General features: G+C 50.0%; 12 protein-coding genes. 7 read left to right on the top strand and 5 right to left on the bottom strand.

Features of this window, described 5'->3' with window-relative positions:
• Positions 1-46 precede the first annotated feature (46 nt).
• The gene (locus tag Z042_RS16260) at positions 47-2,155 is read right to left on the bottom strand and encodes a peptidase domain-containing ABC transporter (protein WP_024913114.1); all 2,109 of its coding nucleotides are present in this window, start codon (positions 2,153-2,155) and stop codon (positions 47-49) included.
• The gene (locus tag Z042_RS16255; RefSeq protein ID WP_024913115.1) at positions 2,148-3,422 is read right to left on the bottom strand and encodes an HlyD family secretion protein; all 1,275 of its coding nucleotides are present in this window, start codon (positions 3,420-3,422) and stop codon (positions 2,148-2,150) included. The genes Z042_RS16260 and Z042_RS16255 overlap by 8 nt, the downstream gene beginning before the upstream one ends.
• A gap of 433 nt (positions 3,423-3,855) precedes the next feature.
• Between Z042_RS16255 and Z042_RS16250 the strand changes: the two genes are divergently transcribed.
• Positions 3,856-4,080, top strand: coding sequence for a hypothetical protein (locus tag Z042_RS16250; RefSeq protein WP_024913116.1), 225 nt, complete (start codon positions 3,856-3,858; stop codon positions 4,078-4,080).
• A 276-nt stretch (positions 4,081-4,356) separates the two neighbouring features.
• Here Z042_RS16250 and Z042_RS16245 read toward each other — a convergent pair whose 3' ends face one another.
• Positions 4,357-5,139, bottom strand: coding sequence for a nuclear transport factor 2 family protein (locus tag Z042_RS16245; RefSeq protein WP_202901336.1), 783 nt, complete (start codon positions 5,137-5,139; stop codon positions 4,357-4,359).
• 170 nt (positions 5,140-5,309) lie between these two features.
• On the opposite strand from Z042_RS16245, the gene Z042_RS16240 reads away from it, so the two are divergent.
• The 3 genes from Z042_RS16240 to Z042_RS16230 all read left to right on the top strand — a co-directional run bounded on the left by Z042_RS16240 (position 5,310) and on the right by Z042_RS16230 (position 7,124).
• Positions 5,310-5,909 carry a TetR/AcrR family transcriptional regulator gene (locus Z042_RS16240; protein WP_202901337.1) on the top strand — a complete coding sequence of 200 codons (600 nt, stop codon included), beginning with the start codon at positions 5,310-5,312 and terminating at the stop codon, positions 5,907-5,909.
• A 68-nt stretch (positions 5,910-5,977) separates the two neighbouring features.
• Complete coding sequence (locus tag Z042_RS16235) at positions 5,978-6,667, top strand: helix-turn-helix transcriptional regulator (protein WP_024913118.1); 690 nt, start codon at positions 5,978-5,980, stop codon at positions 6,665-6,667.
• Positions 6,668-6,755: 88 nt separating this feature from the next.
• Positions 6,756-7,124: a VOC family protein gene (locus tag Z042_RS16230; RefSeq protein ID WP_024913119.1), complete on the top strand. Its 369-nt coding sequence runs from the start codon at positions 6,756-6,758 to the stop codon at positions 7,122-7,124.
• On the opposite strand, the gene tus is transcribed toward Z042_RS16230, so the two are convergent.
• Together tus and Z042_RS16220 are read right to left on the bottom strand one after the other, a co-directional pair.
• Positions 7,114-8,052, bottom strand: a complete 939-nt coding sequence (gene tus / locus Z042_RS16225) for a DNA replication terminus site-binding protein (RefSeq protein ID WP_024913120.1) — start codon at positions 8,050-8,052, stop codon at positions 7,114-7,116. The genes Z042_RS16230 and tus overlap by 11 nt on opposite strands.
• A 131-nt stretch (positions 8,053-8,183) precedes the next feature.
• Positions 8,184-9,479 (bottom strand): MFS transporter, encoded by a 1,296-nt coding sequence (locus Z042_RS16220; protein ID WP_024913121.1) that lies wholly within the window; start codon positions 9,477-9,479, stop codon positions 8,184-8,186.
• 104 nt (positions 9,480-9,583) lie between these two features.
• On the opposite strand from Z042_RS16220, the gene Z042_RS16215 reads away from it, so the two are divergent.
• From Z042_RS16215 to bioD, 3 genes are all read left to right on the top strand, one after another.
• Positions 9,584-10,480: a LysR substrate-binding domain-containing protein gene (locus Z042_RS16215; protein WP_024913122.1), complete on the top strand. Its 897-nt coding sequence runs from the start codon at positions 9,584-9,586 to the stop codon at positions 10,478-10,480.
• A gap of 151 nt (positions 10,481-10,631) precedes the next feature.
• Positions 10,632-11,849 carry a sugar metabolism global transcriptional regulator Mlc gene (mlc, locus tag Z042_RS16210; RefSeq protein WP_024913123.1) on the top strand — a complete coding sequence of 406 codons (1,218 nt, stop codon included), beginning with the start codon at positions 10,632-10,634 and terminating at the stop codon, positions 11,847-11,849.
• A 179-nt stretch (positions 11,850-12,028) separates the two neighbouring features.
• A complete protein-coding gene (gene bioD, locus Z042_RS16205) occupies positions 12,029-12,700 on the top strand; it encodes a dethiobiotin synthase (RefSeq protein ID WP_024913124.1) in 672 nt (223 codons plus the stop codon).
• Positions 12,701-12,914: the final 214 nt, after the last annotated feature.

The following is a 12,914-nucleotide window of genomic DNA, read 5'->3' as shown; positions in this document are numbered from 1 at the left end:
GCAACGTGTTGCGCCTGTTAAGATTAATATATTGATTTATATAATTTTATAATTGTGGATTCAGGGTGATCACCCGGTCTGCCGAAGCGATGGTCGATTCCCGATGTGCGATAATGATCCGCGTAATACGGAGTGCCTTGATCGACTGATTCACCGTGGTTTCACTTTCTTTGTCCAGCGCACTGGTGGCTTCATCCAGAAATAAGATCGTCGGTTTTTTGTAGATGGCACGGGCAATAAACAGCCGCTGTTTTTGGCCACCGGATAAACCTTCCCCCAATTCACCGATCAGCGTTTCATACCTCATTGGCATACGCATGATAACGTCGTGCAAATAGCTGGCGCGGGCACACTCCTGCATCCAGTCCTCATCCACATCGTCGGAAAAACCACTGATATTTTCACGGATAGAGCCGGAGAACAGTTTGTCATCCTGCATGACGCAGGCGATCATCTTATGGTAATTATTGATGCCTAATTGCTGTATATCGACACCATTAATCTCAACCTTGCCATGGTCAGGAAGAAATAGCCCACACAGCACTTTCATCAGCGTGGTTTTCCCCGCTCCGGATGGCCCCACTATGGCTACGCTTTCTCCCGGTGCAACAACGATGTCCAGTTTGTTGAAGATAGGTGGTGACTGGCTATCGTAGCTATAACTCAGGGCCTGTGTTGTCAGGGTTGCCGGTCGTAACTGCGGTTCATAAACGATCGCTGGTTGGCGATTTTCCCGTGGGTGCAATGCGATGTCTGCGATGCGTTCATTGTGCAGGCTCATCAGGCGCAACTGGAGCAAAAATTCGGTCAAAGAACTGATTCTGTCTGAGAATTGACCACGAAAAGCAGCGAATGCCACAAACATACCGATGGTCATTTGAGTATCGATCACCAGGCGGGTTCCCAGCCACAGGATCACGATCTGATCACAAGCTGCAACAAAAGTGTTGATACCGCCAAACAGCATATCCATTTTGGTGACCCGAATGCCGGTATTGATGGCATCTATTTCAAGATTAAGCCAGTGCGCGCTGCGACGCTCCGTCATCCCTTGCATCTTAACCGTCGCTATACCGTACAACGTCTCCATAAAATACGAGCCGGCCCGGGCTTTTCTAATCAGCGACTCCTCAGACAATTGCCGATAATAAACATAGGTAATCAGGCGCAGCAAGACGTACAGGGTGGTGAAGGCTACGACTACCCAGGTCAACCAGCCACCGTACAGCACCATCATTACAAGCACACCCATGATCATGATGCCGTCCATAATGGCACCGACGATACTGGTGGTGAAGGTTTGGCGCAGCGTGTCCAGAGAACCGAAACGCGACTGAATATCACCCAGCTTGCGGCGCTCAAAATAGCCTAGTGGCAATCGCAACAGGTGGTTGAACAGGCCAGACTGCCATTGAACGTTGATTAGCGTTGACATCACCAGCGATGACCAGGCGCGTACCATACTGACCGCTGTTCGCAGCAAGATAAACAACATCAATCCTGCGCAGATAAGGGTTAACAAACCGCGATCGCCAGCGGGAATAGCGTGATCCATCACCAGTTGTGTTCCCACTGGCATCACCAGGTTGATGGTTTCGATCACCAGTGACAGGCAGAATATCTTGCCCAGCGTTCCCTTCAGGCCATGCACGCTGCCTATCAAGGTGCCAAAACTGAACCTGTCGCGTATTGTGTCGGCGGTGAATGCACCGCCAGGCCAGACTTCAAGCGCCACGCCGGTAAAGCTGCTCGAAAGTTCTGACAGGCTGACAGTGCGGCGGCCGCGTGCCGGATCATGCAGCACAACACGGTGACGCCCAACGCTGACCAACACTACAAAATGATTGAACTCCCAGTGAAGTATGCACGGCTTCTTTAAAGCACTCAGCTCATTGAGATCCAACGACAAAGGGCGAGTAGCCAACCCCAGTTGGTCGGCAATGCCCGTCAAGCTGGCCAGCGTGGTACCACGTGCTGCCAGGTTGAATTGCTGGCGCAATGCAATCAGATCGATGTTTTTGCCATAATGCCCGCAGATCATCGCCAGACAGGCCAGACCGCATTCCGAAGCTTCAGTCTGATGAACCAGGGGGATGCGTTGAAACAGACGTATATCCAGTTGTTTAATCAGGCATTTGAAAGAAAGCTTATTCATTGACCGGCCCCATTACGCTGTGCTTCATGTCGTAGAATGGTGACAGCATCCATTGATAAATCTTTCTTTTTTCCAGAAACAGGGTGCTCTGCGCTTTCATACCGTTTTGCAAATTCAAACGTTGGGCGTTATAGACAATGGTCTGTTTTTTGGGGCTGACAATCACCTTGTAATACGGTACGGCGGTGGTCTGCGCGGCTCTGGGGGCTCCCTGATAAGTCAGCATTTCCTGCGGTGAGGCCGGTGTCTTGGAGATGACGGCTACGGTGCCGACGAACTGACCGAACTTCTCCGCAGGGAAGGCTTCATAGCGAATGTTGACCCGATTGCCAATGGATACATAGGGAATAGCGTCATTGGGTACCCAGAGTACCAGGGAGTAATGATCGATGTTGTGGGGAATAAGTTGTAGCAGGCTATCGCCGACGTTAACCATTTGCCCTACCGTAACACTCAGGGAATCGACACGGCCATCAGCCAGCGCACGGACGATAATTTCCCCATCAGCATCAATGTTGAGTAATTCTTTTTGCAGTTCATAGCGCTGCATTTCCATACGGTAGATCTGATTGTCAAACTCAGCGGCTTGAGTTTGGATTTGGCTTCCCAACGCATTAATCTGCAAGGCATTCTGTTCATTCTGGCTGGATAGGCCCAGCAGATTATTTTGTAGTTGGTAATATGATGCTATCTGGTTGGTGAGCTGATCCTTGTTGATCAACCCTTTGCTTTGATAACGACGGTAATTCTCCATGTTTTCTTTCATGATACGTATCCCTTCCTGGGCACGCTGAAGTATATCCGTAGAGTGTTGGAAGGCAGTACTATACTGCGCTTTTTGTGCCTCCAGCATGTTAAGGGTAGCTTTCTTGCTGTTTTCCAAGCGGATGATAATTTGTGCAATGCGCGTCAGCTGGTTGCCGATATCACGGCGCTGGTTATCGCTGATCACACCGCTGCGCGTGCTTTTACTGACATCAATTTGATAAATAGGCTCCTCGGCCTTTATCATTTGCCCTTCGGTGACGAATTGTTTGGTCACCACACCCTGAACGCTGGAATAGACGTTGGCCGCGCGCGGATAGGTACTGATTTCGCCAACCACATTGACCCGCCGGGTATAGGTACCTGCGATGATAAAGGTCAGGAAGGTTGCAATGAAAAAAAGGCACGATCCCGCCATTGCCCAAAAGGGGATACCGGGGAGAAGGAGCGCTTGACCGCGCCATTGCATTCTGTGGCTTAGGATAGCTTCCGGCCTGAACACTAAAAACACCTCTTTAACTGTGTAATCCCTGGGATTCAAACAGGTTTACAGGGGTAGGGGTAACATATTGCGGTAATTTTATCACCAGCGTTTACCAACCATCCTTCAACAGCCCCCACAATTCCTTAAAAAATATAACGAAGTGAAGTGTGCACACCGGCATTCAATAAAATTCATCATAGCCCGCATAAAATTGATATATGCACGTTGTAAACCATCGATAAGATTTTCTGCGGTTGATAGTTATTGACCACGTAAGCGGGATAATTGGCAATGTTATTGTCCTGAGCTCTGTGGGTCATGGTTTTACTCAACCATCAGCAAAACTGTTGGAACGTCATTGGTGGTTTCGTTGAAGATCTTTTCGGCGGAGTGTTTGGTGCCAATATCTCAACAATAAAAAACCTAATCGTCATGATTAGCAGGAGGTTCAATGAAAGAGTTAACCCATATCGAAGTAGAACAGGTATCAGGAGCAGGTGTCATCGCCGATGGTGCAGAAGCGCTTGGCCAAGGTATTGGCGCACTGGTTGATTCCATTACTGGTTCTAAGGGTTCAGCAGATATCGGTGCTATAGTAGGCAAAACGGTTGGTTCTGTAGCTGAGATAGCCCTCAATGTGCTTGATAGCGTGTTTGGACACAGTAAGCATGCTTAAAGGTTGATTGCTTTTCGCACAAGCCCCTGGCTGGTTTACCATTGGGGCTTTTAAAATTTTGCCGTATTAAGGTGCTGTTAACCAGTTGGCAGATGCTATTATCGAAGCGACCAATGAGAGTTTTATTTTTTGAAGGGAATACATCATCAAACGATATAATTCCAGGTGCAACAGACCCAAATTCTTTTTGAGTCTGTTGCTAATTCCCCGTTTTCCTTGACGGCGCTGGAGTATCATTAGGTGAAAAAATGGTTTTACCCAATCTCCTACAGCATTTTATCCCGATACCGCCATAGCGACGGCGTGGCTATCTTCCAGCATACGATAGCGGACGATTTTCCCCTCCTTGCTCGTCAGTATGAAAGCAAAAGGTGATTCGATGACTCTGCCAGTGGCCTTGACTTGTGATGTCAGCTCACCGAATGCCACTGCCGTTTCGTCGTCAGCGAGGATCCGTTGTATCTCGAACCGTTCAGGAGCAATTTGTGCAGTAAGCTCAGTATGGAAAGCACCGACTGCCTTACGATCGTATCGTGGGCCGATCCATGGCACAGTTTCCAGATTGCCTGGAATATCCCACTCCACATCCTCGGCGAACAGTTCGAGGATCATTGCCAACACCTGCGGATCGTTTGGGGCTGCCCATAGCGCTGCCCATCGTTCGAAGTAACATGAGGCGATTTCATGAGGAGTGGCGATAGGTAATTCATCGCGATACATCGACACGCGCTGGTGATCCTCGTTGGTGAAATCGGGATCGACATAGATGAAGATTCGTTTAATGAGTAACCCATCGAACTCGAAGACGTTGGCGAAGCGTCCTTGAGAAATGTCACCATCAGGCCATGCTCTGCCATCCGCAGTGACTCCCCACTCACGGCCTTCTACCACGATGCGGTCATTACCCACGGTAAAAATAAGCCCATCAATATCGTGGGTTAACTGTGCTGTACCTTTTGCAATGCGCTCAGCGAAGCGTGCCAGAGCAGCTTTGCCACGGGCTACGCCGAACTTAGGGAAAAAGAACTCAACGTCATCCGTGAACAGGTCAAGCAACAAGGAGGATTTCGCATCTACACTCGCGGAAGTAGCGACGAATGATTTCTATGTGGGCCTCAGAAAGAATAGACATGTACTTGCTCCATTTTTGTAAACTGGATTACCTTCTTAAGAAGCGAGTAAGCGCCGTCAATATTTATGTAATCAAGTTTACAAAAAAAGGAAACATCATGGCCCGTGGGCGTCCCCGCAACTTTGACCGTGACACAGCTTTGCAACGTGCGATGGAGGTTTTCTGGGCCAAAGGCTATGAGGCCACCCAACTGTCTGAACTGATGACTGCCATTGGCATCAATCCGCCCAGTTTCTATGCTGCCTTCGGTTCTAAAGAGGCTCTGTACCGTGAAGCGCTCGATCTTTACCTATCAACGGTTGGTGGAGTTAGCGTAAAAGCACTGGCTGAAACCGGGAATGTGCGCGGTGCCATAGAAAGCATGTTGTTGGCAAGTTTGGATACTGCGTTAGCAAGCCCATCTTCGGGGGGATGCTTGGTCAGCCTGGGGCTGGTTAACTGCCAGGAACAACACGCTCCTTTGCGTGATCGCATGCGTGAACTGCGGCACCATATGACATTGTTGATCCGCCAACGGCTTGAACGTGCCATAGTGCAAGGTGAACTGTCTGCGGATACGGATACCGAGCGGCTTTCCGCCTACTTTGGCACCATTGTCCACGGTATCTCCTTACAGGCTCAGGATGGTACCAGACGCGAAGTGCTTCTTGGCATCGTGGAAACCGCGATGGAAGTATTGAAAACGCCAACTCTATGAGCAGGTATACTGGCAAAAGCGTGAGCATTTGCTGATTTCATCCAACAACTGATGCCAACGGAGTATGCATGTCCCGAACTCAACGCCTGCTTGATCTGATGCAGATCCTGCGTCGCCATCGTTATCCGGTGGCAGGGCATGCTTTGGCCGAGGAGCTAGGGGTCAGTATGCGCACGCTGTATCGCGATATCGCGACTTTGCAGCAACAGGGGGCGGATATTACCGGTGAAACGGGGGTGGGGTACGTATTGCGGCCAGGGTTTATCCTGCCACCTCTGATGTTTTCACAGCAGGAAATCGAAGCACTGGTACTGGGGATGCGTTGGGTGGAACGCAGAGGTGACAGCGAATTAGCGAGTGCGGCAACAGATGCGCTAGCGAAGATTGCTGCCGTATTACCCGGTGAATTGCGTGAAGAATTGAATACCAGTACGTTGTTGATTGGCCCGATGGATACGCTCAACATACCCGATAAAATACGGGTGGTGATCCGCGAAGTTATCCGCCTTGAGCACAAAGTTATCGTTGAATATCAGGATCAGGCGGGCCGTGTCAGCAAACGTATTCTATGGCCGTTTGCCATGGGATTTTTTGAACAAGTGCAGGTACTGGTGGCTTGGTGTGAACTGCGTGCCTCATTTCGCCATTTCCGTTTGGATCGCATCCTGAAGCTGACACCGCTAGCGCAACGTTATCCTCGTGGCCGCCGGGCATTGATGAAAGCGTGGTGTGAAAATGAAGGAATAAACACAATGTGATGGACTACTGCCAAAAACTGACAGTCAGGTCGGTTAGGTTGTTGTTATCGGGAACCCAAAAGTTCCTTTTCATCCTAAGGAGACCATCATGGCAGCACCAAATATGATCATCATTTATGTCGATAGCCCAGAAAAAAGCGTAGGTTTCTATCGCCAGCTATTGGGTGTAGAACCGGTAGAGCAGTCTGCCACTTTTGCGTTATTTGTATTGAGTAATGGTTTCAAATTGGGCATGTGGTCGAAACACACCGTTGAGCCTGCCGCAGGGGCTGCGGGTGGGGGAATGGAAATCTGCTTCCCTTGCGAGCAACCAGAACAGGTGGATGCGTTCTATCAGCAATGGTTAGCCAAAGGGCTGGCGATGATACAGCCCCCGGTGGCGATGGATTTTGGTTATACCTTTGTAGCCGAAGATCTCGATGGCCATCGGCTGCGTGTCTATAAGCTTAACGATTAGAAATATCGGTATAGAGGTGCAGGCGTTTTACCAGCAGGCGCAGCGGTTTGGCATCGGGTTTGTACTTATGCTTCACCGTTGCGGCATCGTAATTAAGCAATTCGCCAATTTTCGGCACATTTGCCCCAGCATCTAATTGGCACAGGGCTATCAGCGGCAGCGGGCAGGGGTGTTGTACCTGTTTTTGCTGTTGCTGATACCAGACTCGGGCGATTGGTTGTACCTTCACTGGCCGTTTAATTTTCAGCACGGCGTTCTGCGGCAGACGGCTGACATCCTCTATTTCGCGGCGAATTTGTTCAGCCCATTGTTCACGGCTGAAGGGGGGGACGGCTCGTCCGGCTTGCAGGCTTTTTTCCAACTGTGTGAGGATGTCATCCCGCTTTACATTCTTGATAATGTGCTTGTTAGCCCAACCGAAGCGTACTGAATCGGGATTCGTGAGAAGGGTCAGCGAACGATAGGCATTAAGTGTGATTAAGCCATGCAACCGGTTATGTACAAAATCAAAGCGTTGTTCAGGAGTCAAGCCAGATTCAACGGTGATGATGTGTTCCAGCTCGGCTTTCAAGCGATTAATGAGCGTAATTTGTTGTTTCAGTGCGAGGTATTCTGCGTGTTCAACGGCCAGGCAAATCACCCCAGGCAGCCGCACGGCGGCTTTACTGCTGATATGCTGCCGGTTGTGATGGATAAATAACCGTTGATAGTGTTGCAGCGCCAAATTACGTGCGGGTAAGCCGAAGTGCGGCTCTACGCTGATTTGCTCAATTGCAGTATGTTCAGTACCTTTTTCTATCTCCGGCAGGCTGAAAACCTGCGCGGCAACTAAGGGTAACGGCAGAATTTGCTGGTGGAGGGCCGCCAATGCCAATTCCAACTCAGCAAAGCACATATTCATTCTGCCAATAAGGTTATATTTATCCATCGTTTCGCCCCCCTATTTTTAGTTACAACATACATTGTGATAAAAAGAAAAAGAAGGGGCAACTTAACCCCCTTCATCCTTATTTCACACCGAGTAGTTCAAGCCTGATAGGGGATTTTCCCTGAAAACGATCAAATGCGGGCGGCTTCCGGCAGTTTTTGCAGGTAGTGCGCCACCAAAAGAGCCAGTAACAGCATGGCACTGACAAAGGCAACCACGCCTCCCCAACCGAAACTATGCCAGAACACACCCCCCAGGGCGCCAGCAATGCTCGAACCTGCGTAATAGCAGAACAGATACAGTGATGAAGCCTGGCCTTTGGCACGGCGGGCGCGGCGGCCAATCCAGCTGCTGGCAACGGAGTGAGCGGCAAAAAAGCCAGCGGTAAACAACATCATCCCGATAAAAACTGCGGCGATGGGAGCTAAAGCCGTCGTCAAAATACCGAGCAACATCATCAGAATAGCAATCACTAGCACGGCTCCACGCCCGAAACGTGACGTCAGAACACCCGCTTTCGGAGAACTGTATGAACCGGTGAGATAAACGACGGAGAGCAATCCCACGGTAGCTTGGCTAAAGTAATATGGGTTGCTCAACAAACGATAACCGATGTAATTAAACAGGGTGATAAAACTGCCCATCAACAGAAAGCCTTCGGCGAACAACAAAGGAAGCCCTTTGTCATGCCAGTGCAGCTTAAAGTTGACCAGCAATGTGTGCGGGCGCAGAGAGCTAGCGCGAAAATGCCGGGATGCCGGTAAAATACGCCAGAACATACAGGCTGCCGCCAGAGCGAATAGGCCAATCACCGCCAGTGAAATTCGCCAAGAGAAGAAATCCGTCAAAACCCCGGTCACTAAACGCCCGCTCATCCCGCCAATTGAGTTACCGCTGATGTAGAGCCCCATCGAAAAGGCCACCACGCTAGGGTGGATCTCCTCACTTAAATAAGTCATGCCCACCGCTGCTACACCGCTTAGCGAAAGCCCTATCAGGGCACGCATGAGTAAAATGCCGTGCCAACTGGTCATGAAAGCACAAACCAGCGTACAGATGGCGGCCAGTAACAAAGAGGTGACCATCACGGACTTACGGCCAATCGCATCCGAGAGTGGGCCGGTAAACATCAAACCGAAGGCCAATAATCCGGTAGCGAAAGAAAGTGACAGGCTGCTTTCGGCAGGAGAAATACCGAAGTCCTGTGACAGAACCGGTAATATGGGTTGTACACAATACAGCAAAGCAAACGTTGCCAACCCGGCAGAAAACAACGCCAGCGTCACGCGCCGGAACTGTGTAGTACCGCGTTCAATGTAGGGGAGTTTATTCAGCGTTGAGCGTTTGGTTTTGGCGAGAGCACTGGCGTCATCACGGTGAGTCTGCGTTAACGGCGTTGAAGCCGCAGAACGCGTTGGGGTTGCCACAGCATATCCTTACTGAATTTTAGAGCGTCTTATGTATGGAGATCATAGGGAGAGGGCAGTTTTTTGTCTAATATATTAATTATTTTAATTAAGACTTTTAAAATATGAATATTGAACTCAGACACCTGCGTTATTTTGTCGCTGTTGCAGAGGAATTGCACTTTGGCCGTGCTGCTGAACGGTTACGAATTTCTCAACCGCCACTGAGCCAGCAGATTAAAGCGCTGGAAGAAATGTTGGGTGCGCGGCTGCTGGCGCGGAATAACCGTAATGTCGGGCTGACCCAAGCCGGGGAAATGTTTCTTAAAGAAGCCTATCAGGTGCTTGATCAGGTTAATCGAGCGGCAGAGAAGGCCACCCGGCTTGAGCGTGGCGAAATCGGTGAGTTGATGATTGGTTTTACGTCTTCTGCGCCATTTATCAGCGCGGTATCGCGTAGCTTACGCACGTTTCGCCAGTTATCGCCGAATGTGCATATCAAAATGCGCGAGATCAATACTAAACAACAGCTTGTTCCTTTGCTGAACGGCGAATTGGATCTGGGGGTGATGCGCAACACCCGTCTGCCGGACGCGCTTCAGCACCAGGTATTGCTGCGCGAACCCTTGTTGGCGGTAGTACCAAATGGCCATCCATTGGTTCATAAGGCACCAGGTACGTTGCGGTTCACCGACTTAGCACAGGAGCCGTTTGTGTTCTTTTCTCGTGAAGTGGGAACCGCATTATATGATGAAATTCTGGCTCTGCTGGCCAATGCTGGGATCGCGCCTTACATCACGCAGGAAGTGGGGGAGGCAATGACCATCATCGGCCTGGTCGCCGCCGGGCTGGGGATCTCTATCCTGCCAACCTCATTTGGCCGGGTTAAAATTGATGGGGTGACGTATCTCCCGATAGCGGAACCGGATGCCATGACCGAGGTTTGGCTGGTTTACCATTGCAGCCGCCCACTGTCGGCAGCGGCTCGCACTTTGGTGGCGTTGATGTTGAAACCAGCATGATTTAATGACAATCCGTACAAATAAAAGGCAGATTCTGGTGAAATTGTGTTGCAAATCACATAACGAATCAAATAGTTGACGCTGTCCTATAAAAGCTCCACCATACTCTTAGTCTTTATTTAGAAGCGCGAAAAATTGTAGGAGCAGGTTTGTGATTGCGGATGGGCAACCTGGGCATATTGATCAGATCAAACAAACCAATGCAGGGGCAGTTTACCGGCTGATTGATCAGCTGGGGCCGGTTTCGCGCATCGAATTATCAAAACGGGCACAGCTCGCCCCCGCCAGTATCACCAAAATTGTGCGTGAACTGCTTGAAGCTCATCTGGTTAAAGAAACCGAATATCAGGAAATTGGCAGCCGTGGCCGCCCGGCTATCGGGCTGGTGTTGGATACCGAAGCCTGGCACTTTCTTTCTGTCCGTATCAGCCGGGGTACGATCACGCTGGCTTTACGCGATCTCAGCAGCAAAATGGTGGTGGAGGAATTGCTACCCTTGGTTGCTGAGCATGATGAATCTTTGTTGCAGCGCATCGTTGACGAAATAGACCACTTTTTTATCCGCCACCAAAGCAAACTGGAGCGTTTAACGGCCATTGCCATTACCTTGCCTGGAATGATCGACACAGCATCGGGCATTGTCCACCGCATGCCATTCTATGATGTACAAGAGATGGCCCTGGGGCCTGCACTGGAAGCCCTCACCGGTTTGCCTGTCTACCTACAGCATGATATCTGTGCCTGGACCATGGCAGAAGCCCTGTACGGTGCTTCACGCGGGAGCATGAATGTGATTCAGGTGGTGATTGATCATAACGTCGGGGCTGGGGTGATCACCAATGGTCGCGTGCTGCATGCCGGTAGCCGTAGCGTGGTGGAAATAGGGCATACTCAGGTCGATCCTTACGGTAAACGTTGCTATTGCGGCAACCACGGTTGCTTGGAAACGGTAGCCAGTATTGAAAATATGCTGGAAATCGCTCAGCAGCGCCTCAGGGGATCGATGACCTCAAGGCTGCATGATGCTCCTTTGTGCGTGGAATCCTTATGTGATGCTGCCCTGGCTGGCGATCGGTTAGCTAAAGATATTATCCTCGGCGTCGGCCATAGCGTTGGGCGCATCGTGGCGATTATGGTCAATCTGTTTAACCCGGAAAAAATTCTGGTAGGTTCACCCTTGAACCGGGCCGCCGAGATCCTCCATCCGGTGATAGCTTCCTGCATCCGCCAGCAATCGTTGCCTGCTTACAGTGAACATGTGAAGGTGGAGTCTACACAGTTTTTCAATCAAGGAACGATGCCAGGCGCCGCGTTGGTGAAAGATGCCTTGTACAACGGCTCGCTGTTGGTGAAATTGTTACAGGGCTAATCGTGCTCTGACCGGATTGCCACTCTTTTATCAGAACTTCTTATTGTTTACCGACAAAATATTGAGCTACCTCAAACCCCTTCGTAGCCGCATCCCCTAGACTTTTCTGTGTTGAACTACTCGCGCCATGATCGGTGGCGCTTCTTCAGGCTAACGGAGCATTCCAGGGCAATCTATTCATGTTAAAGCGTTTATTTGTTACAGGTACGGACACCGACGTAGGTAAAACTGTGGTTTCCCGCGCATTATTGCAGGCATTTGCCGCCCAAGACCGCTTAGTGACGGGGTATAAACCCATCGCGGCCGGTTGTCAGGAAACCAGCGAAGGCATCCGAAATAAAGACGCTTTGGTTTTGCAGGCTTCATCCAGCATCCCCTTGTCTTATGAGGAAGTTAATCCGATAACCTGCATGGATGAGGTATTTCATGCCCATGCTACGCAGGATATTGACTACGGCCTGATGAGCCGAGGCTTGCAGCATCTGGCCAGTAAGTCGGACGTGGTGGTAGTGGAAGGCAGCGGTGGTTGGCGGGTACTGATGAACGATCTGCATCCTTATGCTGAATGGGTGGTACAGGAACAGTTACCGGTGATCCTGGTGGTTGGTATTAAGCTCGGCTGTGTCAGCCATGCGTTGTTGACCGCACAAGCGATTGTTAACGATGGTTTACCATTATTAGGGTGGGTCGCCAACCGTATCAACCCTGGTTTAGCGCACTATGCTGAAACTATTGATGCACTCCAGCAGCGTATTCCTGCGCCATTGCTGGGAGAGATCCCCTATTTACCCCGTGCTGAACAGCGTGAGTTGGCACAATATCTAAATATTTCCTGTTTATTGGAAAGCTAAATTTTGTCATAAATCGATGGCGGGTACGGGGTTGTGGCCCGCCTGGAGTGCAATGTTAAAATTTGCCTTGGTCGGTGGTATTACAGATTTATATAAGTGACATAGTCACAAAAACGCACATCATTTCTTTTAGATCCTCAATTATCTGCTCAGCCCGATGTTTGAAGCATTGCTGACTTATCTTGTTCGCAAGAATCTTAATTCGTTGTAAATG

This window comes from Chania multitudinisentens RB-25 (assembly GCF_000520015.2).
Classification (GTDB): domain Bacteria; phylum Pseudomonadota; class Gammaproteobacteria; order Enterobacterales; family Enterobacteriaceae; genus Chania; species Chania multitudinisentens.
The sequence above is the reverse complement of the archived record's forward strand: the minus strand, read 5'-3'. Positions and strand labels throughout refer to the sequence as shown.

What these genes read in the sequence shown, in the direction of transcription:
- bioD (WP_024913124.1), top strand. Translation starts at nt 12,029, where the DNA reads ATGTTAAAGCGTTTATTTGTTACAGGTACGGACACCGACGTAGGTAAA.
- Z042_RS16240 (WP_202901337.1), top strand. Translation starts at nt 5,310, where the DNA reads ATGGCCCGTGGGCGTCCCCGCAACTTTGACCGTGACACAGCTTTGCAA.
- tus (WP_024913120.1), bottom strand. Translation starts at nt 8,052, where the DNA reads ATGGATAAATATAACCTTATTGGCAGAATGAATATGTGCTTTGCTGAG.
- Z042_RS16230 (WP_024913119.1), top strand. Translation starts at nt 6,756, where the DNA reads ATGGCAGCACCAAATATGATCATCATTTATGTCGATAGCCCAGAAAAA.
- Z042_RS16250 (WP_024913116.1), top strand. Translation starts at nt 3,856, where the DNA reads ATGAAAGAGTTAACCCATATCGAAGTAGAACAGGTATCAGGAGCAGGT.
- Z042_RS16260 (WP_024913114.1), bottom strand. Translation starts at nt 2,155, where the DNA reads ATGAATAAGCTTTCTTTCAAATGCCTGATTAAACAACTGGATATACGT.
- Z042_RS16215 (WP_024913122.1), top strand. Translation starts at nt 9,584, where the DNA reads ATGAATATTGAACTCAGACACCTGCGTTATTTTGTCGCTGTTGCAGAG.
- Z042_RS16235 (WP_024913118.1), top strand. Translation starts at nt 5,978, where the DNA reads ATGTCCCGAACTCAACGCCTGCTTGATCTGATGCAGATCCTGCGTCGC.